General features: G+C 47.5%; 17 protein-coding genes. 12 read left to right on the forward strand and 5 right to left on the reverse strand.

Annotated elements, in window-relative coordinates; all coding sequences use genetic code 11:
- Positions 1-15 precede the first annotated feature (15 nt).
- From L9G74_RS03125 to der, 3 genes are all read left to right on the forward strand, one after another.
- Positions 16-636, forward strand: a complete 621-nt coding sequence (locus L9G74_RS03125) for a YfgM family protein (protein ID WP_238894825.1) — start codon at positions 16-18, stop codon at positions 634-636.
- An 11-nt stretch (positions 637-647) separates the two neighbouring features.
- Positions 648-1,832: an outer membrane protein assembly factor BamB gene (bamB, locus tag L9G74_RS03130; protein WP_238894826.1), complete on the forward strand. Its 1,185-nt coding sequence runs from the start codon at positions 648-650 to the stop codon at positions 1,830-1,832.
- A 79-nt stretch (positions 1,833-1,911) separates the two neighbouring features.
- Positions 1,912-3,378 carry a ribosome biogenesis GTPase Der gene (gene der, locus L9G74_RS03135; RefSeq protein ID WP_238894827.1) on the forward strand — a complete coding sequence of 489 codons (1,467 nt, stop codon included), beginning with the start codon at positions 1,912-1,914 and terminating at the stop codon, positions 3,376-3,378.
- Between the two features lie 38 nt (positions 3,379-3,416).
- On the opposite strand, the gene xseA is transcribed toward der, so the two are convergent.
- Positions 3,417-4,757: an exodeoxyribonuclease VII large subunit gene (gene xseA, locus L9G74_RS03140; RefSeq protein ID WP_238894828.1), complete on the reverse strand. Its 1,341-nt coding sequence runs from the start codon at positions 4,755-4,757 to the stop codon at positions 3,417-3,419.
- 130 nt (positions 4,758-4,887) lie between these two features.
- Between xseA and guaB the strand changes: the two genes are divergently transcribed.
- From guaB to L9G74_RS03160, 4 genes are all read left to right on the forward strand, one after another.
- On the forward strand, positions 4,888-6,354 hold the full coding sequence (guaB, locus tag L9G74_RS03145; protein WP_238894829.1) for an IMP dehydrogenase: 1,467 nt from the start codon (positions 4,888-4,890) through the stop codon (positions 6,352-6,354).
- A gap of 85 nt (positions 6,355-6,439) precedes the next feature.
- On the forward strand, positions 6,440-8,014 hold the full coding sequence (guaA, locus tag L9G74_RS03150) for a glutamine-hydrolyzing GMP synthase (RefSeq protein WP_238894830.1): 1,575 nt from the start codon (positions 6,440-6,442) through the stop codon (positions 8,012-8,014).
- Positions 8,015-8,321: 307 nt separating this feature from the next.
- Positions 8,322-8,693: an Arm DNA-binding domain-containing protein gene (locus tag L9G74_RS23500; RefSeq protein ID WP_438944542.1), complete on the forward strand. Its 372-nt coding sequence runs from the start codon at positions 8,322-8,324 to the stop codon at positions 8,691-8,693.
- Between the two features lie 470 nt (positions 8,694-9,163).
- On the forward strand, positions 9,164-9,364 hold the full coding sequence (locus tag L9G74_RS03160; RefSeq protein ID WP_238894831.1) for a hypothetical protein: 201 nt from the start codon (positions 9,164-9,166) through the stop codon (positions 9,362-9,364).
- Positions 9,365-9,472: 108 nt separating this feature from the next.
- Here L9G74_RS03160 and L9G74_RS03165 read toward each other — a convergent pair whose 3' ends face one another.
- Positions 9,473-10,738, reverse strand: coding sequence for a hypothetical protein (locus tag L9G74_RS03165; RefSeq protein ID WP_238894832.1), 1,266 nt, complete (start codon positions 10,736-10,738; stop codon positions 9,473-9,475).
- Positions 10,739-11,253: 515 nt separating this feature from the next.
- Here L9G74_RS03165 and L9G74_RS03170 point away from each other — a divergent pair.
- Both L9G74_RS03170 and L9G74_RS03175 read left to right on the forward strand, forming a co-directional pair.
- Complete coding sequence (locus L9G74_RS03170; RefSeq protein WP_238894833.1) at positions 11,254-11,931, forward strand: hypothetical protein; 678 nt, start codon at positions 11,254-11,256, stop codon at positions 11,929-11,931.
- The gene (locus L9G74_RS03175) at positions 11,915-12,631 is read left to right on the forward strand and encodes a Fic/DOC family protein (RefSeq protein ID WP_238894834.1); all 717 of its coding nucleotides are present in this window, start codon (positions 11,915-11,917) and stop codon (positions 12,629-12,631) included. Before L9G74_RS03170 ends, L9G74_RS03175 begins: the two co-directional genes overlap by 17 nt.
- 298 nt (positions 12,632-12,929) lie before the next feature.
- Here the strand turns inward: L9G74_RS03175 and L9G74_RS03180 are convergent, their stop codons facing one another.
- Positions 12,930-13,718: a helix-turn-helix transcriptional regulator gene (locus L9G74_RS03180; RefSeq protein ID WP_238894835.1), complete on the reverse strand. Its 789-nt coding sequence runs from the start codon at positions 13,716-13,718 to the stop codon at positions 12,930-12,932.
- Between the two features lie 113 nt (positions 13,719-13,831).
- Here L9G74_RS03180 and L9G74_RS03185 point away from each other — a divergent pair, with 113 nt between their 5' ends.
- Positions 13,832-15,295, forward strand: coding sequence for an MFS transporter (locus L9G74_RS03185; RefSeq protein WP_238894836.1), 1,464 nt, complete (start codon positions 13,832-13,834; stop codon positions 15,293-15,295).
- Between the two features lie 376 nt (positions 15,296-15,671).
- Here the strand turns inward: L9G74_RS03185 and L9G74_RS03190 are convergent, their stop codons facing one another.
- Positions 15,672-16,130, reverse strand: a complete 459-nt coding sequence (locus L9G74_RS03190; RefSeq protein ID WP_238894837.1) for a DUF3617 domain-containing protein — start codon at positions 16,128-16,130, stop codon at positions 15,672-15,674.
- A gap of 358 nt (positions 16,131-16,488) precedes the next feature.
- On the opposite strand from L9G74_RS03190, the gene L9G74_RS03195 reads away from it, so the two are divergent.
- A complete protein-coding gene (locus L9G74_RS03195; protein WP_238894838.1) occupies positions 16,489-18,054 on the forward strand; it encodes an HD domain-containing phosphohydrolase in 1,566 nt (521 codons plus the stop codon).
- Between the two features lie 67 nt (positions 18,055-18,121).
- Here the strand turns inward: L9G74_RS03195 and L9G74_RS03200 are convergent, their stop codons facing one another.
- Positions 18,122-19,735 (reverse strand): PAS domain-containing sensor histidine kinase, encoded by a 1,614-nt coding sequence (locus L9G74_RS03200; RefSeq protein ID WP_238894839.1) that lies wholly within the window; start codon positions 19,733-19,735, stop codon positions 18,122-18,124.
- 349 nt (positions 19,736-20,084) lie between these two features.
- On the opposite strand from L9G74_RS03200, the gene L9G74_RS03205 reads away from it, so the two are divergent.
- Entirely contained in the window at positions 20,085-22,169 is a 2,085-nt protein-coding gene (locus L9G74_RS03205) for a TonB-dependent siderophore receptor (RefSeq protein ID WP_238894840.1), read from the forward strand.
- The last annotated feature ends 165 nt before the right edge of the window (positions 22,170-22,334 follow it).

Raw genomic sequence — 22,334 nt, forward strand, 5'->3', positions numbered from 1 at the left:
GTAGAGGAAGTGCGCGTGGAAATTTACAGCACAGAAGAACAACAAGTTGAAGCGATCAAAACCTTCTGGAAAGACTATGGAACTTCAATCCTTGCTGGTGCAGTGATTGGTTTAGGTGCGCTGTATGGCTGGAACTGGTATTCAGACCATCAGGTAAAACAAGCTGAAGTAGCGTCTCAAGCGTTCAACGATGTCATGAGCAAAGTTGATGATGCGCAAGCGCTATCTGCCGCTGCCGCTGAATATGAAAAAGCACATTCTCAACAAGGTTACTCAGCGCTGCTGCAACTGGTTGTGGCTAAAACTGCGGTTGAAGCGGGCGATTTAGCCAAAGCCGAAGCGGCACTGAAAAGCGTACTGACCACTAAACCTGGTGAGGCGATAGAAATGATTGCCGCCATGCGTTTAGCGCGAGTTCAAGCTGAACAAGGTCAAGTAGATACCGCATTAGCCACGCTGGAAGGCGTGAAAAGCGAAGCATTTGCTGCTGATGCTGCTGAACTGAAAGGAGACTTCTTGGTGCGTAAAGGCGATTTGGCTAATGCCAGAGCCGCTTACCAAGATGCCGTGGCTAAAGGTGGCGTGACCAACAGCCCTGCGCTGCAAGTGAAACTTGATAATCTGCCTCAGGCTTAAGGAATTCGCCAATGAAGTTATGGTGTAAAACTCTGCTGGCCTGTGGTTTAGCGGTCGGTTTGTTAGGTGGCTGTGCGTCTAATGACGAAGAGATCGTCGTTAACGAACTGCCAGACATTCAACAAACGATTGAACCAGATGTGGTGTGGAGCGATTCAGTAGGCGATGGCGTGGGCGATTATTTCTCACGTTTACGACCAGAAGTGCGTTACGGCAAAGTCTTTGTGGCTTCACGTGATGGCAAAGTTACCGCCTTTGATGAAAAAACCGGTGACGAAGTTTGGTCGGTAGATTTTGATGATCTATTTGATGACTCTGCTCTGAAACAAACCCAAGGTGCACGTTTAGCGGGTGGTTTGACTGCTGCGCAGAATAAACTGTTTGTCGGTGATGAAAGTGGCTTGCTGGTCGCATTGAACGTTGATGACGGTTCTGTGGTTTGGCATGCGCAAGCCAGTGGTGAACTGTTATCTCGCGCCGTGGCGGCAGAAGATATTGTTGCCATCAACAGCGGTAAAGGCACCTTAGATGCGTTCAACATCGACACCGGCGCCAAGCTGTGGAGTTACGAATCCAACATGCCAAGCCTGACGTTGCGTGGTACCAGCACACCTGCGTACGCAGAAGGTGGCTTATTTGTTGGTACTGCTGACGGTAAAGTGGCGGTAGTGATCAAATCTAACGGTCAACCTGCATGGGAAGCCCCAGTTTACACGCCCAAAGGCGGTAACGAGTTTGCCCGTATGGCCGATGTCGACATGACACCGCTGCTTTTGGGTGAGAATGTTTACGCAGTCAGTTACAATGGCAACCTTGTTAGCATCGAGATGCGCAGTGGCCGCGTAGTTTGGTCGCGCAAATACTCCAGTTTCCACGAGTTAGCGAGTTCAGGTCTTGAGCTGTTCTTGGTTGATGACCATAGCCGCGTGTACTCTGTTGACCGCCGTTCAGGTCAAGAGCGTTGGAGTAACGGCGATCTGCTGAACCGTGAACTGACGTCTCCAGCGGTATATCGCAACTATGTGGTTGCAGGCGACTTTGAAGGCTATCTGCACTTCTTTGACCGTGACACCGGTAAGCTGGTTGGTCGTATCTCTGTGGACAGCGATGGTTTATACTCTCAGCCTGTCGTAGTTGATGATAAAATTTACGTGCAAGGACGTTCCGGCAAGATTGCCGTGATCACTCTCCCGTAAGGAGCACCTTGCTCAGTTACGAAGCCTTCGGGAGTTGTTCCGAAGGCTTTTTGTTGTTTTAAAGATGAAGAGGAAATCCATGATTCCTGTCGTTGCCCTGGTAGGGCGCCCAAACGTTGGCAAATCAACCCTGTTTAACCGGTTGACGCGCACACGTGATGCCCTTGTGGCCGATTTCCCCGGACTGACCAGAGACCGTAAATACGGTCAGGCGTTTTTGTCAGGTCATGAATTTATCGTGGTGGATACCGGCGGTATTGATGGTACCGAAGAGGGGATTGAAACCAAGATGGCGCAGCAGTCGCTTGCCGCTATTGAAGAAGCCGACGTCGTACTGTTTATTACCGACGCTCGCGCTGGTTTGACCGCCGCTGACCAAGCGATTGCACAACATTTGCGTTCACGCGAGAAAGTCACCTTTGTGGTGGCGAACAAAGTCGATGGTATCGACGGTGACTCAGCGTCTGCTGAATTTTGGGCACTGGGGCTTGGTGATGTGTACCAAATGGCGGCAGCGCACGGCCGTGGTGTAACCCAACTTATCGAGCAAGCGCTGGCACCTTACGCTGAAGAAGTGAGTGACGAAGACGGCGAAGATGACGATGAGTTTGTCGATGAACGTCTGTATACCGAAGAAGAGGCTGAATCTGAGCAGGAGCGTTTGCGCGCACTGCCAATTAAGTTTGCCATTATCGGTAAACCTAACGTTGGTAAATCTACCCTGACAAACCGCATCCTCGGTGAAGAGCGTGTGGTGGTGTATGACCAACCGGGCACCACCCGTGACTCAGTGTATATTCCGATGCAGCGTGATGAGCAAGAATACGTGATCATCGATACTGCTGGGGTGCGTCGCCGCGCCAAAGTGCACGATACCGTGGAAAAATTCTCAGTGGTGAAAACCCTGAAAGCGGTTGAAGACGCCAACGTCGTGCTGCTGGTGATTGATGCCCGCGAAGGTATCGCGGAGCAAGATCTCGGTCTGCTGGGTTTTGCGCTCAACGCTGGGCGTGCCTTAGTGATTGCCGTGAACAAGTGGGATGGTATCGACAACGATATTAAAGACCGCGTGAAGAGTGAACTTGACCGTCGTTTGGGCTTTATCGATTTTGCCCGTATTCACTTTATCTCGGCGTTGCACGGTACTGGCGTAGGTCACCTGTTTGAGTCCATCAACGAAGCGTACGAAAGTGCGACCCGTCGTGTGAGCACCTCTAAGCTGACCAAGATTATGCAGATGGCGCAAGATGACCATCAGCCACCGTTGATCAATGGTCGCCGTGTGAAGCTCAAATACGCCCATATTGGCGGTTACAACCCACCGGTGATTGTGGTGCACGGTAACCAAGTGTCGCGTCTACCAGACTCGTACAAGCGTTATATGACCAACTACTATCGTAAGTCGCTGAACGTAGTTGGCTCGCCAATTCAGATGCGCTTCCAAGAGGGTGATAACCCGTTTGAAGGCAAAGTGGAAAAACTGACCTTGAGTCAGACGCGTCAACGGCAACGTATGCTGGGCGCGATTAAAAACCGTAAAGGTTAAACGCTTCAAACAAAAACGCTGGCATCGCCAGCGTTTTTTTATGGCTCGATTTTGGTGATGTTGGAATAGACAGTGCCTTGCTTGAGCAAGGTTTTCATCTCATCGCCTATCTGCACAGCGCTAGCATCATTGATGACATGGTCTTGGGCATTTTTACTGATGCTGTAACCGCGGCTCAGCGTCGCCAGCGGGCTAACACTTTGCAATGAATGGGCGGCCCGTTGTATGCGGTTGTCCGCTTGGCTCAACTGTTGCTGCATCAACTGCGTCAGCTTATGTTGCAGGTGATTAAGCTGCTGCTGGCTGTAATTGAGTTGATGTTTTGGGTGCTGCGCGCTCAGGCGGCCTTCAAGCCGTTGCAGTTGATTACTGTGGCGGTTAAGTACGCGCTGCATGGCATTATTGAGCCGCAGTTGCTGCTCATCAAAGCGTTGTGTGAGCAACTGCAGTTGCCGCTGTGGATCTTGCCGCTGTAGCCGATAATCAAATTGCTGTAACTGTTGTTGGCGGTTAAGCCGATAGTGTGCCCAGCTTTGGCGGAGGCGCTGCTGCAGTTGTTGCAGCCGTACTTGTTTGTCTTGGCGATCACCAGATAACAACTCTGCGCCCGCTGAGGGTGTCGGCGCACGAACGTCGGCCACATAATCGCTGATAGAGGTATCCACTTCATGGCCGACCGCCGACACAATCGGTAACTGGCTGGCGAAAATTTCCCGCGCGACCGTTTCGCTGTTAAAGCACCATAAATCTTCCAAACTGCCGCCACCGCGAGTCAGCAATAGCACATCGACTTCAGCACGCGCATTCGCCAAACGGATGGCGTTAGCAATCTGGCCGATGGCGGCATCACCCTGCACTTGGGTAGGATAAATGATCACTTCCAACGAAGGGTCACGGCGTTTAAGTACGTGCAACACATCGCGAATAGCGGCGCCGGTGGGGGAGGTTATCACGCCAATGCGACGCACATGTTGTGGCAGCGGTTGTTTGTGTTCAACGCTAAACAATCCCTCGGCGGCCAATTTCATCTTGAGCGCTTCAAACTGTTGCGCCAACAGGCCATCGCCAGCCGGTTGCATCGAGTCGATGATTAATTGGTAATCCCCCCGTGGTTCATACACGCTGATGTTGGCGCGCACTAATACCTGTTGGCCGTTAGCTGGACGAAACCGTACTTGCTGATTTTTGCCGCGGAACATGGCGCAGCGCACTTGGGAGTAATTATCTTTGAGGGTGAGATACCAATGACCCGAGCTAGCCATGATTAAATTGGAGATCTCGCCAGAGAGCCAAATTCGCCCCAATTGCGACTCCAATAAGTGGCGTACTTCGCCGTTTAAACGGGACACGCTGTAGATTTGTTGTTCGCTGGCTGCCATAAAGTGTGTGTTAACGCATAAAAAATTTTAGCTATTGTCCATTTACGGCAACTCGCTTGCAAGGTATAATGCCGCCGCAATATTTCACCTCATATTTCACTTGTATCCTTATCTAAGGGGAGATGTTGCAATGCTAAGATTAATCAAAGAAGCGCTTACCTTTGACGACGTGTTATTGGTGCCAGCGCACTCCACCGTCCTCCCCAACACTGCTAACTTGAAAACTCGTTTGACTAACACCATCGAGTTGAATATCCCATTGGTTTCTGCCGCGATGGACACGGTAACAGAAGCTAGACTGGCCATTGCGATGGCACAGGAAGGCGGCGTTGGTTTTATTCACAAAAACATGAGCATCGACGCTCAAGCTGAAGAAGTTCGCAAAGTAAAAATTTACGAAGCGGGCGTGGTTCAGCAACCTGTGACTGTGACCCCTGAAACTACCCTGACCGAGTTGAAAGCACTGAGCGAAAGCTGTGGTTTTGCTGGTTTCCCTGTAGTGAACGGCGCGAACGAGTTGGTAGGTATCATCACTGGCCGTGACGTGCGTTTTGTGACTGACTGGAGCAGAACGGTTGAAGCAGTGATGACACCTAAAGCCCGTTTGGTAACGGTGAAAGAAGGTGCCAAGCGTGATGAAGTGCAACAACTGATGCACGCTAACCGTATCGAAAAAGTGCTGGTTGTGGATGACAACTTCAAGCTGAAAGGCATGATGACGGTTAAAGACTTCCAAAAAGCAGAACGTAAACCAAACGCTTGTAAAGACGAGTTCGGTCGTCTGCGCGTAGGTGCTGCTGTGGGTGCAGGGGCAGGTAACGAAGAACGTATCGACGCACTGGTTAAAGCCGGCGTTGATGTACTGCTGATTGACTCCTCACACGGCCACTCTGAAGGCGTACTGCAACGTATTCGTGATGCACGCGCTAAATACCCAGATCTGCAAATCGTTGGCGGTAACGTCGCCACTGCTGAAGGTGCTTTGGCACTGGCTGAAGCGGGGGTAAGTGCAGTTAAAGTGGGTATCGGCCCAGGTTCAATCTGTACCACACGTATCGTGACTGGTGTAGGCGTACCACAAATCACTGCGGTATCTGACGCTGTTGAAGCGGTAAAACACTTGAACATTCCGGTTATCGCTGACGGCGGTATCCGCTACTCAGGCGACTTGGCGAAAGCCTTGGCTGCTGGTGCATCATGCATCATGGCCGGTTCAATGTTTGCTGGTACTGATGAAGCCCCAGGTGAAGTTGAGCTGTACCAAGGTCGTGCATACAAATCTTACCGCGGCATGGGTTCATTGGGCGCAATGTCTAAAGGTTCTTCAGACCGTTACTTCCAAAGCGACAACGCAGCTGACAAGCTGGTACCAGAAGGTATTGAAGGTCGCGTACCTTACAAAGGTAAAATCAAAGAGCTTATCCACCAACACATGGGCGGCCTGCGTTCATGTATGGGTTTGACTGGCTGTGCCACCATTAAAGATCTGAACGAAAAAGCACAGTTCGTTAAAGTGACTGCAGCAGGTATGGGTGAATCACACGTACACGATGTGACCATCACCAAAGAAGCACCTAACTATAATAACCGTGGCTAATACGTTAGTTCGGTAAACTATCTTTGATGCTGACAAGCCGCGGCCAATCACCGCGGCTTAACTTAAATAGAAATAAAGGTTTTCAATGAGCAATATTCATGACCAACGAATTCTGATTCTAGATTTCGGCTCGCAATACACGCAACTGGTTGCCCGTCGCGTACGTGAAATCGGCGTTTACTGTGAACTGTGGAGCTGGGATGTAGATGAAGCGGATATTCGCGAATTCAATCCAGACGGTATTATCCTGTCTGGCGGCCCAGAAAGTGTTACAGAAGAAAACTCTCCGCGTGCCCCACAATACGTATTTGATTCTGGCGTGCCAGTCCTCGGTGTGTGCTACGGCATGCAAACCATGGCGGAACAGCTGGGCGGTAAAGTGGCCGGTTCGAACGAACGTGAATTTGGCTACGCGCAAGTGAAAGTGACTGGTGAATCAGCCCTGTTTGCTGGCCTGCAAGATGCAGTTGCTGCTGATGGCAAGCCACTGCTGGACGTCTGGATGAGCCACGGCGATAAAGTGGTTGAGATCCCTGCCGACTTCGTCACTATCGGTTCTACCGACACTTGTCCATACGCGGCAATGGCCAACGAAGAGAAAAAATACTACGGCGTGCAATTCCACCCAGAAGTCACTCACTCCAAGCAAGGCATGAAAATGCTGGAAAACTTTGTGATGGGCGCTTGTGGTTGTGAGCGTCTGTGGACCTCTGAATCTATCATCAAAGACGCGGTCGCTCGCATTAAAGAGCAAGTGGGCGATGATGAAGTGATCCTCGGCCTGTCTGGTGGTGTTGACTCATCTGTGGTTGCCATGCTGGTGCACCAAGCCATTGGTGACAAGCTGACTTGTGTATTCGTCGATAACGGCCTGCTGCGTCTGAACGAAGGTCAGCAAGTGATGGATATGTTTGGCGATAAATTCGGTCTGAACATCATCAAAATCGATGCAGAAGATCGCTTCCTTGATGCACTAGCCGGCATCGATGAACCAGAAGCGAAACGTAAAACCATCGGTCGCGTTTTTGTTGAAGTCTTCGATGAAGAGTCACGCAAACTTAAGAATGCGAAATGGCTTGCTCAAGGTACTATCTACCCTGACGTTATCGAATCTGCCGCGTCTAAGACCGGTAAAGCGCACGTGATCAAATCGCACCATAACGTTGGCGGCCTGCCAGACGATATGAAGATGGGCTTGGTTGAACCACTGCGTGAACTGTTCAAAGACGAAGTGCGTAAGATTGGTTTGGAATTGGGTCTGCCATACAACATGCTTTACCGTCACCCATTCCCAGGACCGGGTCTAGGTGTACGTGTGCTTGGTGAAGTGAAGAAAGAATACTGTGACTTGCTACGTCGCGCTGATGCAATCTTCATTGAAGAGCTGCATGCAGCTGATTTGTACAACAAAGTTTCACAAGCATTCACCGTGTTCCTGCCAGTACGCTCTGTCGGCGTAATGGGCGACGGCCGTAAGTACGATTGGGTTGTATCACTGCGCGCAGTAGAAACCATCGACTTTATGACTGCCCACTGGGCGCATCTGCCATATGACTTCTTGGGTAAGGTTTCCAACCGTATCATCAACGAAATTAACGGCATCTCCCGCGTGGTTTACGATATTTCTGGCAAGCCGCCAGCAACTATCGAGTGGGAATAATGCTCCTTTAAGAAGGTCTGGCATTAACAAGCACCAAATCATACTTAAGTCCGCGTAATTGCGGACTTTTTTATTTTTGGTCTAGTCATTTTTGGCAATGTCTGGCAACGTCAAGCACGGTTTGACCGTGGTATTTTGATGGGTATGATTCATCGGTAATGCCATGGATTACGCCCGATACCATGCTGAGTGTTTTTTGATGGGGCATGGTATTAAATTTTTATATCTATCTGTTTTTTTAAAGATTAATCTCTAGTTTTTTAGAGGTGTTTCAGCATGGTATTAAATAAGAATAATAGGTCGAAACATGCTGACTGATACCAAGCTACGCAATCTCAAACCCAAAGATAAACTTTACAAAGTCAATGACCGTGATGGTCTCTATGTTGCCATTACGAGCGCAGGCTCTATCTCTTTTCGCTACAACTACTCGATTAATGGAAGGCAAGAAACCGTTACGTTTGGGCGTTACGGGGTTGGGGGCATCACGCTAGCAGAAGCGCGTGAACGGCTTAATGAAGCGAAGCGAATGGTTACTGATGGAAAATCACCAGCTAAAGAGAAAGCCCGTGCTAAGGCGAGAACGAAAGATGCAGAGACATTTGGTGCATGGGCTCAGAAATGGCTTCGTGGGTATCAGATGGCCGATTCAACCCGTAATATTGTTCTCAAGGTGTAACGATGGGCGATAGAGAGAGGACAGAAAGTTGATAACCCGCCAGATTTGGCCCGCCTGCAAGTATCGCTCGATTTGAACCAATAGACCGTACATTAACACTGGCTGAAATCAGTTTTATGCACTGTTACATGGAAAAAGTAGGCACGACGCCTTCGATTCGCGCTGCGATAAAGTTACTTTTGCTAACGATGGTATGTAAAAACGAATTGGCTAATGTGACATGGAACGAAATTAACTTTAGTCAAACTTATCGGTATCAATTGTTGATTTATGCCCGTTCTGATCCACAATGAAACCTTGCTGGCGTTCAGCTCTTGTTGTCGCCAGCAAATCAATAATTGTGGAGCGGCTTAGGGTCATAATGTCGGATAGGATGTTTAATCGCAAAATCTAATTCTCATCAATCAGGACATGCTTTAGCTTGGCATATTTGGTTGAATGGTAGTAGCTCTTACGGAGATTTATAGTCAATGGATAAGCCTAAATCTAAACACCTTCAATCAGATGTTGGCGATGAAAACAAACGGCCGCTAGAAGGGCAAAACTTGTCAGGTCCACGGCCATTAAGTGCTCAAGAAATCGATGAATTACGCAAAGATATGAAAGACGCGTATGCGAAGATGGTCGAGGTACTTAAAAATCGGCATAAATCGAAGTATATTCTTAGATAAGTCGAAGTTACATCGAAGTAATTATTGTAACCTTACGAACATTTGAATAATGGGAAATGTCACAAGATTCAACTTATTTTTAAGGGGGATTACCGAGAAATAAAGGTATTAGTGGACACGAGAATACGTTTTCCCATCCAAAAGTCTTCGTACTTGAGGTACATTAAGTGCGTCTATTTTATCTGCAATTTCTTCCACAGATATTCCAACTTGGTGTAGTTCTCGAGCTCTACGCACTTGTTCAACTGATAGGCGACCTTCTGCACCACAGATGATTTTTGCGGCGTAACTGTCTTCCTTCCATAATTCAGAAATTAGAAGGTTAGGAACTCCGCTTCTGGGAGTTGCTCTTTCTGCTGCATCTATTGCTCGTCTAAGTTCTTTCAACGTCGGTCTATTTTTGTTGAGGACTCTAAGTTTATGTAATTCTTGAATACCTTTGAATCCACCCGGAATCATATTTAATGCTCTTCCCTCCGCCATTTCTATATCCACTCGAGCTTCTTCCCAAGCCATAATGTCATCATAAGATTGATTGACAACTAGTAGTTCAGACATGAAGTCGACGCGTTCATTTTTAACGAAGTGCCTCCAAGCATTATAGAATTTTTTGTTTTCGCCTGATTCAATGCCACGTATATGCTCTCTCATTCTTACCAACCAGTTACGTGATGTAATACCTACATAATTGTATCGTGGTTCTTCAGGGAGTCCCTCTAAAGTCTCATTTTCGTTGAGCCATTCACGCAAGTATGAGTCCGGGTGCTGGACAACAAGGCTATGGTAGTAACCCATGTGGCCGTTTGGTTTCAATGGAAAGCCTTTCATGAGATATTGAATCGGAAGTGATATTCGCCATATATGACCGTTGAACGTCTCTTTGTATATGTGCAATATCGCCCTATGTTGTTCTGGTGGTCGATAGCAAGATCTACATTTGCAATCGCCGAGGTTATATACTTGAACTGTCGATTCTAACAACGTCTGTTCGCTCCAGTTTTCATGGAAGCGAGGCATGTTTTGTTTAGAACCATACCTAATTGTTAGGTCGAATGGAGCAGCATAGAATGAACGCTCCTTCATTAACTCTGGGTGAGACACTAACTTGTGATTGTATCTCTCCATTTTGTCGACTACACCCAGCACTATGCTGTTGTACTCTTTGCTGAGATATTGAGGTTTTACACCTCCGCCGCCCATGCGAATGGTGGCTTCGTCATTTAGAGCTATTAGGTCAACATCAATCAGCTTAGCTAAAATATCTGATGGGAAAAAACTGCCGATAAGGCGTTTAACTTTTAATGGGTCGATGTAACGAAGTTTTTTATTTGGTTGTTTAAGAGTCTTACTCATCGGTTTACGACGAATTTTCATATCAAATACCTATTGAACGCCATTTGCTGTTGTTGGACGCTAGTGAGCGAATCATCATCGTTAAAGTAATCACTTTATAGCATTACTTGAAGCGCAACTCTTCCAGAGAATACTCTGAAGCATCACAAAAAATTGGTCAATAGATCTACTCTTGATAAAAGTACTATAAGTTTTTTGGTTTAGTCTACCCTGAGTTTGTGTTGTAAATTATTGATTTATCATAATTAAATATGAAGTATAACTTTTGCGGAATTTTTGCTAATTAACTTTAGCTAATCCGATAATCGTGCATGAAACAAGTCGCTATAGTGTTAGACTTTTGGATAAATATCTTATCTAAGATAGTAACTAAAACAGTTACTTATATCTGGTCAATGAGTTGCAATAACTTATAGCAATAGATGTCGGTCAGTAAGTGCTTGAATGCTATCTAATTGATTGTAAATAAATAAGAAAATTGAAAATATCATGTTTTCTTGTTAAAATCTATTAGTGGTTTAACGGGAGATATTTATATGAAGACCGAAACTCGTATGCGCCAGTCGATTCAACACCGTTGTGGAGTTGTACTATCTCGTTCTGATTTGGCTCCGTTGGGAAGCAAGACTCAAGTTACACATGCATTGAGTGTGTTATTGAAAAATGGTGAACTTCTTCGCCTTTCTCAAGGGGTTTACGCTAAGGCCAAAAGATCGGGGAATGATGTAAAAGCGCAGGGCAGTCTTGATGTTATTATTCGTGAAGCAGCTAACAAATTAGGCTTCAAGCTTCGACAAAATGACTTGAGCTTCGATAGTGTAAATACCCCACAAGGTGAAATTATTGTTGAAGTCGATGCACCAAGAGTTAAGCGCAAGCTTGTCATTAATGGGAAGACTATTTGCTTTCGGAGTTATAGACGCAAGTCTGGTACTAAAAATACAGAATTCAAATTGGAAAAGACACCTCCAACCAAAGGCGTTGCTCGTTATGTCACAGAGCTTGCTCGCTATTACAACGTATCTTATTGCTACAACGCGATGGATCAGTGGGCTGATGCTGTAACACGCTTAGCTGGTGATGAGGTGGTACATAATGCCGTCGAAGATCTTCTTGTTGCTCTAAAACGTGCGGGAAAAATCACTAAGCAAGAAGTTGCTATATTGTCAGTCAATTATCTGAGGGAACAAAAACAAAGTGTTCGATCCATTTAATGATTTTGAGCAAGTCGGATATTTACGTAACAATCATGGTGAAAAAGACCCATCAATCGTTCGTCAACTTGAACATACAATGTTTCGTGCTGGTCTAGATGAAGCTTTAGTTTACTTAGAGGGAAGAAAGGACCTGCGTTACGAAGATTTCTTGGAAGTTCATCGGATATTATTCGAAGCATTCTATCCGTGGGCAGGTCAAGATCGTGCAATTACTGCTCCTAATTGTGCGGTATCTAAAGCTGGTACGATGTTTTGCCATCCTAGTGATGCTCGATTAGCTATTGAGCAGGGCTTACGTCTCGGACAAAATGCAGAGTCTATGCGTCAGCGACCTGGTGAGGTTATGGGCTTTTTTGCGTACGGACACCCTTTTCTTGATGGGAACGGACGTACTATGTTAATTATTCATAATGAGCTTTGTCATCGAGCAGGCTTTTCAATTGAATGGCATAAAACCAATAAAACAGATTACTTAAGAGCCTTAAGTGCTGAAATTGAATCCCCATCAAAAGGGATTTTGGATGACTACTTATGTCAATTTATAAGTGGTACTCAAGATCGAGATCTTTGGGGGGAATCTATAAATGGTATTCGTGGTTTAGACGGCCAAAGCATAGAAAATTCCGTAGATGGTGAGTATACAGACTCTGCCGTTGCTCAAAAGTATCAATCATTTGATATGAATAGGGGGCTGTGATAGTGCTTTGGAAGGACTGATTCAGACTTGGCCAGTCTATACTCCAATGAACTTTATTAGAGCTACATGGACATTCAGAGGAGCTGATGCTCGTCTGAAAACCGAACTAAAACATCGACTAGAAGAAAAAAATCAAAAAAATTCTGCGCATGGTATAGATGATGGTATTGAGAAAAGTGGCATTCCTAACTAGCTGTTATTTATATGTATTTTTTTCCGTTGATATTCGAGTGGGAATAATTCCCGCTAGCTAAACGTTTTGATATTAAAAAGCCCGCATTGTTGCGGGCTTTTGTTGTTACGCGGATTCACTTTGCGCGTACACCACTAAGCGGAGGTGACGATCTGCATCGATGGTCAGCGAGGTGTGTTCAAATGCAACGCTGTTACCATCAATGTTGAGGTGGCGGATACCATTGCATGGCGCATGTACATCATGTTGTTGCCACCACGTATGAAAATCCGGTGACACTTTCTTGAGTTCATTCACTAGCGCTTGAATGTCGCTCTGCTGATTTGATACCGCGTAATCTCGGCGGAAACTGGACAATATTCGCGGGGCTTCTGTTTCCCAACCGACAAATAGCTCTCGTAATGCGGGCGCGGTAAACAACACCCATAACAGGTTACGGCGTTCACTCGAGTAGCTGTCAAAATTGAACAGCTGATTGGCACAGCGGTTATAAGCGAGCACGTCCCAGCGCAGGTTTAACACGTAAGCTGGACGGCCGCACAAGGCCAGATCGTCCATCAGTCGATGTATCAAACGGGGCACTTCACACCACGTTTTGCCTACATCGGCGGGAGGACGTTCGTGCGCAAGTAAAAAGAGATGGCGGCGTTCTGCCGCATCGAGTTTGAGCACTCTGGCGAGATTATCTAAGAAATTGGCGGATACGCCGATGTCACGACCTTGTTCCAGCCATGTATACCAAGTCAATCCAACCCCGGCGAGGGCGGCGACTTCTTCGCGACGCAGGCCCGATGTTCGACGGCGTACGCCACTGGGCAATCCCACATCTGATGGCAACAGACGTTCACGACGTGAACGTAAAAAGGTCGCGAGTTCTTCGCGAGTTCGCTGCATGGTACGCATCGTTAATCCCACTCATACTGTTAGCTTTAGTAATAGCATAATGTGTTAAATTGTAACAGTTTAATGAGGCGCTAGAATGAGTTTTTCAGTTGTTGGAGACCAATGTGGAAACTCAAGCTCAGCGTTTTACCGCCTGTCAGCATCCCTCTCAATCGGCCCCTTGGCGTGGTTTATACGTGTTGTTATTGGCAGGCTTTGTCACGATTTTTGATCTGTTCGTGGTCAATGTTGCCATTCCCAGTATGCAAAGCGGATTGAACGCCAGTTTTTCACAAATTGGTTTTATCGTGGCGGGGTATGAATTGGCATTTGGCGTATTGCTGATTACCGGTAGTCGGTTAGGCGATATGTTCGGCCGCCGCCGCTTGTTTATTGTCGGTATGGCGGGATTTACCTTGGCCTCAATTTTTTGTGGGCTGGCACCTAGCGCCAATATTCTGATCGGCGCCCGTGTGTTGCAAGGGCTTGCGGCCGCGCTGCTATTTCCACAGGTTTATGCGTTGATCCGCGTTAACTTTGTTGGTGATGACAGCCGCCGGGCATTTGGTTTGCTGGGGATGACGCTCGGTTTAGCCGCTATTGCCGCGCAGGTATTCAGTGGCTGGATGGTGCATGGCAATTTCTTTGATCTCGGTTGGCGCAGCATCTTTCTCATTAATGTGCCGATCGGATTGCTTGCCATCATCACTGCGCGCTGGATCCCCGAGTCACGCGCGGCCAACCGCGCTGATCTGGATTGGTGCGGTGTGTCGTTGGTCAGTATTGGGTTGTCGCTGCTATTAATTCCACTGATTAAGGGGCCGGAACAAGGCTGGCCGGATTGGACCCTATGGTCATTGGTGGGCGCGGTATTGATGCTGGTTGCTTTCTATTATCAGCAGGAGCACCAGCGAAATGCTAACCGACTTCCGCTGGTGGATATGCGGCTGTTATTGCAAAAGCGTTTCACCTTAGGAACGCTATTGGTGCTGCTGGTTTATTCTACATCCAGCTCATTTTTCTTAAGTTTTGCATTGCTGGTGCAGACAGGCTTTGGGCTCGACCCATTGCTGGCGGGAAGTATCTTTGCGCCGTGTAGCGTAGGTTTTGTCGTGGCCTCATTAGTTACACCCAAACTCATTACAAAATGGGGTGAAAAGGTGATTGTGGTAGGCGCATTAATTTACGCTGTTTCTATCGGCCTATTGATTGTACAAGTCTATGCAGCGGGGGCCGAACTCGAAGCGGTCCTGTTAATTCCCGTATTATTGATTATTGGGTTCGGTCAGGGTGCCATCATGACACCGCTACTCAATTTGGTATTAGGTTTTGTTGACGAACAGCAAGCGGGGATGGCATCTGGCGTCGTTTCCACCGTGCAGCAAGTTGGTGCGGCGTTTGGAGTAGCGGTGATAGGTATTTTATTTAGTACAGCATTATCAGTGAGTAATGACTCCGGCGAGTTGGCAAGTCAGTATTCGTCTGCGTTTGTGACAGGAATGCTCTATAACTTTGCCGCAGCGGTGATGGTGTGTTTGCTGCTGATGAAGTTGCTGGCGGCGAAGCACTTAGGCTGCCTAAGGCTGTAATAAGCGAGGAGGCGGGATTCATGTGGAGTACTGCTAACGTATTCAATAAGTGATATTCGTGATCACTAAACTTGGTGGTTGGCCGTCATATTCATCATGGCAAATCATGAGGCTGGTTGGTTTGCCCTTCATCTGAAGGCGTTCGCGTTTGTGGGCGCGATTTGCCTGCTACTCAAAAGGTAAAAATTGAACAGCTCACTATAGATAAGTTGAATACTGGCGGTGCAGATTTCCACTGCAATCGTTAAAATTGCATTGGATGTTGCTGGCGCTCGGCAAGTGACAGATTACAAAGTGGGGAAGGGCTTCGATAGTTTATTTCGCGGGATGCATTTACTGTCATTCCTGCCCGTAAAAGGGCAGGAATGTTGCGGCGTTACTTACAAGGGCCAAGATATTTTCCACTGCCAGTCATGGTGGTTTTCAAACTCAGGTTGTCTGAATATGACTCTATTTCTTGGGCGAATGTGAATGTCTTTCCATTTAGATGAAATTCACCCACGGAATGTGTTGGTTGATTAGTATCCCTGCAATTTGATTCAAACGTCGCGTGATTTGCGTTGATTCGCTTAATGTTCTTCGGGCAGTCGTCGCCGTCTTCATTATCCAAAAGATTAAATTTTATGAAACATGCTTTATTGGTGTACGTTGCGGGCTTCAAACTACCACCCTGTTCCAATATCTGCTTCATCTCGGGGGTGGCGTCTATTATTGTCCCCTCGCTTGTTGTGGTGAGCTCCCACAGGCCGGGAGTGAAATCGTAGTTTGCAGCGTATAGCTGGGTTGAGGTGAATATTAGTCCGGTTAAAAACAGTTTATATATTGAGTGTGGCATTGTTCATCCCTGTTAACTTTATGCGACGGCTTTAGATTGTATGGTTTGTAAGCAACTGTCAATCAGCAGTAAAAATGGCCAAGTGTTAGCTGCTTAGATTGATGGGGCATGAGGCGTTGGTCACCTCTCAGTTGGATTAAAGCAGATGTCAGGTCATCTTTTAGTGGTGGCCTTTTTCATTTGTAAGGTATGCAGCGCTGCTGGCGGGTATTTAACGCCGTTTCCCCTCGGCCTAAACAGCATATCGCAAGAGCAAAATGCCCCTAGTTATTTCAGCTTGGCAAATTGGACGCTAATGCTGCTGCCAACTATATTTTAACCAGTTGTTTTTGGCGTCATCGACATTCGGGTTCACGCTATGCCTAATCCTTTATTTTCAAAGAAAACTGCAGCTGTTACTCCAACTCCTCATGATGCGGCGGCGCGTCTTGATGATGCGTTTTCACCATGGAAGGTAGCGCTGATTGACGATGAGGATGATGTTATTTCGATCTCTGAGATGGTGCTCAAGCGCGTGTTGGTGGATAGCCGACCATTACAGTTTTTAAAAGCCAATTCGGCCAAGGAAGCTAAGCTGCTGTTTGAGCAACATGCCGACATTGCCCTCGCATTGGTGGATGTGGTGATGGAGGATGATCACGCTGGGCTCGATCTGGTTAAGTGGATCCGCGAAAGCAATAAAAATACCACCACACGCTTGGTGCTACGCACTGGACAACCGGGAGAAGCGCCCGAGGAAGATGTCATTCGTGATTATGATATCAATGACTACAAGAACAAAGCAGAGCTAAATTCTACTCGCTTGAAAACCACAATATACGCAGCGATTCGCTCCTACCGCGACATTATCGAGGTCGCGCAGGGACAAAAAGGGCTGGAAGATGTGGTAAGCGCGACCACGCGAGTGTTGCAAGCGCGCAATAGCGAGGCGTTCTGTGCACAAGTGCTTAAAGAGGTGAAAGCGTTACTTGGGCAAACATCAATGTCTTTTTATCTGCACTATCAGCTAGTGAATGCACTGGGTAACCGCGAGCGGATTTTGCTGTCGTATGACGGTAGCCACTACGATAGCGATACCACCTTTGAGCGCGAGATCTTTCCGCAAGCTATTCGTGAGCAGGCCAATCAAGCGCTGGATAACAAACTCAATGTGGTAACCGATGGGCTATTTTGTAATTTCACGCAGCTCTCTGAGAGCAGTGAGAGCACCACCTTGGTGACGTTACACGGCCATGTATCACCGTTGACGCAACGTTTGTTGAATGTATTGCTCACTAAAGTTTCCATCATTTTTGAAAACTTGACCCGCCGTGAAGATATTGAACGCACCCAACAAGAACTGATGTGTGTGCTGGGGGAGGCCATAGAAAAACGCAGTAAAGAGACCGGTTCGCACGTGCGGCGCGTGTCGTTGATCTGTGAGTTTTTGGCGCAGCGGCTCGGTTTAGATGACAGCTTTGTGCAGCTGATTAAGCACGCCACACCGATGCATGATATTGGTAAGATTGCGATTCCCGAAAGCATTCTGCACAAACCCGGCAAATTAGATCCGCAAGAGTGGGAAATCATGAAAACCCACGCTCAAGTGGGGTTTGATTTGCTGTGCCACTCCAAACGCGCCTTGCCGCAAGTCGGCGCACGCATTGCGTTATATCACCATGAAAAATGGGACGGCTCTGGTTATCCCTCAGGCTTGAAAGGTGAAGATATTCCGGTGGAAGGGCGCATTATGGCAGTAGCAGACGTTATTGATGCCTTAGCGGCACGTCGTTCATACAAAGAGCCTTGGCCGACCGAGCGTATTATCAGTTTGCTCAACGAGGAACGCGGCAAGCATTTTGACCCACAACTGTGCGATTTAGCGCTCGCCAACTTTGAAAACATCATGGCGTTGCGCGCTATCTATCCCGATGATGACGATTAACCCTTCATCCGTCGGCGTAACCAACAGAGGCAACCATAGGCGTTGCCTTTGTTTTTGGCGTAGAGGCTTACAGCCGTTGCTTCACGTTAAACTCGATAATAAATTGCACCCCGGCGTTTACCTCACTGAGGCACGTTATCGAGCCGCCCAGCGCGTTGGTGATGATATTGTAGGTAACGTTGAGCCCAAGGCCTGTGCCACCATTGGCACGGTTGGTGGTAAAAAATGGGTCAAATATTTTGGGGAGATTTGCTTTGCTGATGCCTTTGCCGTCATCTTGGTAGCTTAGTTGAAATCGCGTCGCGCTCTGTTCAGTTATCGAAATCGCAATATGGCCGCTTTTATTGTCGCTGAATCCGTGAACCACGGAATTAACAATCAGATTGGTGAGTACTTGGGAAAGCAGTTCTGGCTGGGTAACAACATGGTAATTATTAGCACAATTTAAACTGATGCTCGCGTTTGCTTTGTGGGTTATTGACCCCAAAATAAAGATCACTTCCTCGACGTAATCTTTTAAATTGATTGCTTTTTCTTCTTCACTTGTTTGCCCAACGGCAATTTTTTTAAAACTTCTGATGAGGTGGGCGGTGCGTTCTAGGTTTTTATTCACTATGACGGACAGCGTATCGGCGCTATTGATGAACTCTTCAAAATGTGTTTCATCCAATGCCCCCTGTTGATAGCTTTTACGAATGGCTGCCGTCTCTTCAATGAGCTGCGTGATGCCAGTTAAACTGACACCCACCGGCGTATTAATTTCGTGTGCAACACCGGCCACCAACAGATTTAAACTCGCCATTTTGTCCAGCAGTTGGTCTCGCGCCTCTTTTAACTCTGCCACCGTATTTCTAAGGCTGTTATTTGAGCGGTCTAACTCGGCATTGCGTTGATGGAGTTGCAGTTCAAGTTGTTTTTTCTCGGAAATATCACGCATGATCGCGTAAATACAGACAACGTTATTTAACACCACTTTGGTTAAGATCACTTCGGTCCAAAAAACGCGGTTGTCAGATTTTTTATGTAACCACTCGAACTGAATGCTGCCTTGCGCGATACACGTCTGAATCAGCTCGTTGGCCTTCTCTTGCGAAGTTCGGCCATCAAATTGAAACTCAGGCGAAACGTCTTTCGGGTGCAGTCCGGTAATATCCTGTTTTGTTGCATAACCGAACATGTTTAAAAATGCTTTATTACAGTCGATATAACGTTGGCCGTCATAAATGCTCAGGCTGTCTTTAGACTCATTAAACAGGGTTTCAAACAGCTCTTTCTGCTCGGCCAGTTTCAGTTCTAGGTCTTTTTTCTCGCTAATGTCGTGCCAGTTGGTATGTATTAATACTTCCTCATTGAGCGTCATCTTGGTGATGATCACCTCACACCAAAATGGCGTGCCATCGCTTTTGGTGTGGATCCATTCAAACCGGACGCTACCTTCTATTTGGCAGCGATTGATCATCTCCTGCGCCTTCTCCACTGAACGTCGGCCGTCAGGCTGAAATTCCGGTGAAAAATCAATTGGGCCAAGGCCGATGAATTCCGCTTTCGTTGTTAAACTGACCAACTCCAATATGGACTGGTTGCAATCAATAAAAATGCCGTCTTTGAATATCGCTAAACCATCCTTGGAATGCTGAAAAACGGTCTCAAGGCCATAATCTTGCTTGTTGGTTGGTTTCATCGTTACGTCAAATCCGCATGCGCGCCCTGTAATCAAACTAGCAAATAACGCAGATAATGCCACTGAGAAAGGTTAAGCCATAAGCCGTAAGCTATAAGCTATAAGCTATAAGCGGTAAGTTGTAAGCAAAGGCAAAAGCAGTAGGCTGCACCCGCAACCCGCAACCCGCAACCCGCAACCCGCAACTCGAAACTCGAAACTCGAAACTCGAAACTCGAAACCCGAAACCCGAGACTCACAACTCGTACGCCCATCTCATTCTTGTGTAAATGAAATTGACTCTCATTTGCAACAAATGTAAAACGGCGGTTTTGTATCGTAAAGACCAACCCAGCTTCGGATGGAAATCATGACAACTACCGCCAACAACGCCGCAGTATTATCACTGGCTATGCTGACAAGTACATGGGCGATGGCAGAAACGCCACCACCGCCAAGCCAAGATGAGCAAAATATCGAAACTATCTATGTTTATGGTGAACCAGATAAAACCAAAGCCGCCACTAAGCTGAATTTGTCAGCGTTGGAAACACCGCAAATGGTCACGGTGATTTCGCGGGATCAGATTGATGACTTTTCACTGCGCGAAGTCAATCAGTTGCTGAACTATGTACCCGGTGTCACCGTCGAGCAGGTGGAAACTGGCCGAACGTATTACACCGCCCGCGGCTTTGACATTGTGAATTTTCAATTCGATGGTGTTGGTGTGCCGTTCTCCTACGGTTTGACGCAAGGGCATGACGACGCCGCTATCTATGAGCAGGTCGAAGTCGTCAAGGGCGCGACAGGTTTAATTACTGGCCTCGCCAACCCATCCGCCACCATTAACTATGTGCGTAAACGGCCAACCAGCGATACCAAAGCAGCGGTGTCAGCATCAGCAGGCAGTTGGAATCAATATCGTGTGGATGCCGATGTCTCAGGCGCCATTATTGACGACCGACTCAATGGCCGTGTGGTGCTTGCCAAAGAGGATGGCGATTCTTATCTGGACCGTTTTGGCAAAGAACTCACGGTATTTTACGGTGTGCTGAGCGGATATCTCACCGATACCACCCAGTTGACCGTAGGACACAGCATCAACGACAACCACGATGATGCGAATTCGTCCGGTGCATTGCCGCTGTTTTATAGCGATGGTTCACTGACCGATTACGATGCGTCAAGCAACACCGCGCCGAAATGGGCGGATCAAGATGTGAAGCAAAGCCGCACCTTTGTCGAGCTAGAGCAACAAGTGGGTTATGACTGGGTGGCTAAAGCTATCTACAGCCACAATGTGCAAGATAAAGCGTGGAAGTCACTTTATCTGTCTGGCTCGCCTGAACCGATCACTGAAACCGGATTATTAGCGCAAGCCAGTTTGTACCAAGCAAAGGATAAAGAGGACATCTTCGACCTGTTCCTCAGTGGGACCTTTTCGCTCTGGGGTCAACAACATGACTTAGTGGTGGGTTTCAATCATGCCGAAATCGACCTGACCGGACGTTCGGTATATTCCAGTGCATGGAACTATGCGCCAATTGGTGGCGACTGGGCGGCAGGTAACACCGCCGAGCCAGATTTTGATATTTACGATGCGGCGACACAATCGACCGATATCCACCAGAAACAGGATTCGTTTTACCTTTCTACGCGGATTAAATTCACTGATGATTTGGCCTTGGTCGCAGGCGCCAGAACGGTGGATATCAAGCAAGATGGGATCAGCTATGGCGCGCCGCAAGATGTCGATGAAAGTGAAACCGTGCCTTACGTTGGCCTGACGTATGAAGTGTTTGATGGCACGGTGCTTTACGGCAGTTACAGTGAAGTGTTCACGCCTCAATCTTGGGTTAACGACAACTTAGCGCCACTTGGTTCGGTACGTGGTGAAAGCTCCGAAGTGGGCGTGAAACAAGAAGTGTTTGGCGGTAAAGCGATCGTCACCTTAGCGCTGTTCAAATCATCGCAGGATAACTTTGGTGAGTGGGTCAGCCGCGATGTGACGTCTGGACTTAACATCTACCGCGGTGTGTCACTCGATAGTGATGGCTTTGAGTTGGAGCTGGTGGGCGAAGTGTTACCCGGCTTAAATATCAGTGCCGGTTACACCCAAGTCAAAGTGGAAGATGAAAACGGCGCGGATACTCGTCGCTTTATTCCCACGCAGCAATTCAAGCTGGCTACCGCGTATAACGTGCCGGTGGTCGATGGGCTGCGCGTTGGTGCGGGCATTAATTGGCAAAATGAAATCTACTATGGTGACAGTGAAGTGCAGGGCGCATACGCGCTAGTGGATCTGTTTGCCAGTTATCAACTGACACCAAATCTTAAATTGGCGTTGAACCTCAACAACGTGGGTGATGAAAAATATCGCCTGAGCCCACAATGGGGCCAAGCCAACTTTGGTGCACCGCGTAATGTCATGGGCTCGATCACTTGGCGTTACTAAGCTTTTATCTGCCGCAAGTGCTTTACTGCTAATCGCTGCGTCGCAGTGACTGTAGCAATATAAGAAACAGCAACAGCGCTAGGCATGGCTCATATCGAGTCGCCTAGCGCTGTTGTTTTACCTACCGTTAATGCGTTGTTCCACACTCGGTGCCAGTAACGACTC

The sequence above is a fragment of the Shewanella electrica genome (assembly GCF_022321485.1).
Taxonomy (GTDB): domain Bacteria; phylum Pseudomonadota; class Gammaproteobacteria; order Enterobacterales; family Shewanellaceae; genus Shewanella; species Shewanella electrica.

What these genes read in the sequence shown, in the direction of transcription:
- L9G74_RS03200 (WP_238894839.1), bottom strand. Translation starts at nt 19,735, where the DNA reads ATGAAACCAACCAACAAGCAAGATTATGGCCTTGAGACCGTTTTTCAG.
- L9G74_RS03190 (WP_238894837.1), bottom strand. Translation starts at nt 16,130, where the DNA reads ATGCCACACTCAATATATAAACTGTTTTTAACCGGACTAATATTCACC.
- xseA (WP_238894828.1), bottom strand. Translation starts at nt 4,757, where the DNA reads ATGGCAGCCAGCGAACAACAAATCTACAGCGTGTCCCGTTTAAACGGC.
- L9G74_RS03180 (WP_238894835.1), bottom strand. Translation starts at nt 13,718, where the DNA reads ATGCAGCGAACTCGCGAAGAACTCGCGACCTTTTTACGTTCACGTCGT.
- L9G74_RS03205 (WP_238894840.1), top strand. Translation starts at nt 20,085, where the DNA reads ATGACAACTACCGCCAACAACGCCGCAGTATTATCACTGGCTATGCTG.
- der (WP_238894827.1), top strand. Translation starts at nt 1,912, where the DNA reads ATGATTCCTGTCGTTGCCCTGGTAGGGCGCCCAAACGTTGGCAAATCA.
- L9G74_RS03195 (WP_238894838.1), top strand. Translation starts at nt 16,489, where the DNA reads ATGCCTAATCCTTTATTTTCAAAGAAAACTGCAGCTGTTACTCCAACT.
- L9G74_RS03160 (WP_238894831.1), top strand. Translation starts at nt 9,164, where the DNA reads ATGGATAAGCCTAAATCTAAACACCTTCAATCAGATGTTGGCGATGAA.
- L9G74_RS03165 (WP_238894832.1), bottom strand. Translation starts at nt 10,738, where the DNA reads ATGAAAATTCGTCGTAAACCGATGAGTAAGACTCTTAAACAACCAAAT.
- guaA (WP_238894830.1), top strand. Translation starts at nt 6,440, where the DNA reads ATGAGCAATATTCATGACCAACGAATTCTGATTCTAGATTTCGGCTCG.
- guaB (WP_238894829.1), top strand. Translation starts at nt 4,888, where the DNA reads ATGCTAAGATTAATCAAAGAAGCGCTTACCTTTGACGACGTGTTATTG.
- L9G74_RS03170 (WP_238894833.1), top strand. Translation starts at nt 11,254, where the DNA reads ATGAAGACCGAAACTCGTATGCGCCAGTCGATTCAACACCGTTGTGGA.
- L9G74_RS23500 (WP_438944542.1), top strand. Translation starts at nt 8,322, where the DNA reads ATGCTGACTGATACCAAGCTACGCAATCTCAAACCCAAAGATAAACTT.
- bamB (WP_238894826.1), top strand. Translation starts at nt 648, where the DNA reads ATGAAGTTATGGTGTAAAACTCTGCTGGCCTGTGGTTTAGCGGTCGGT.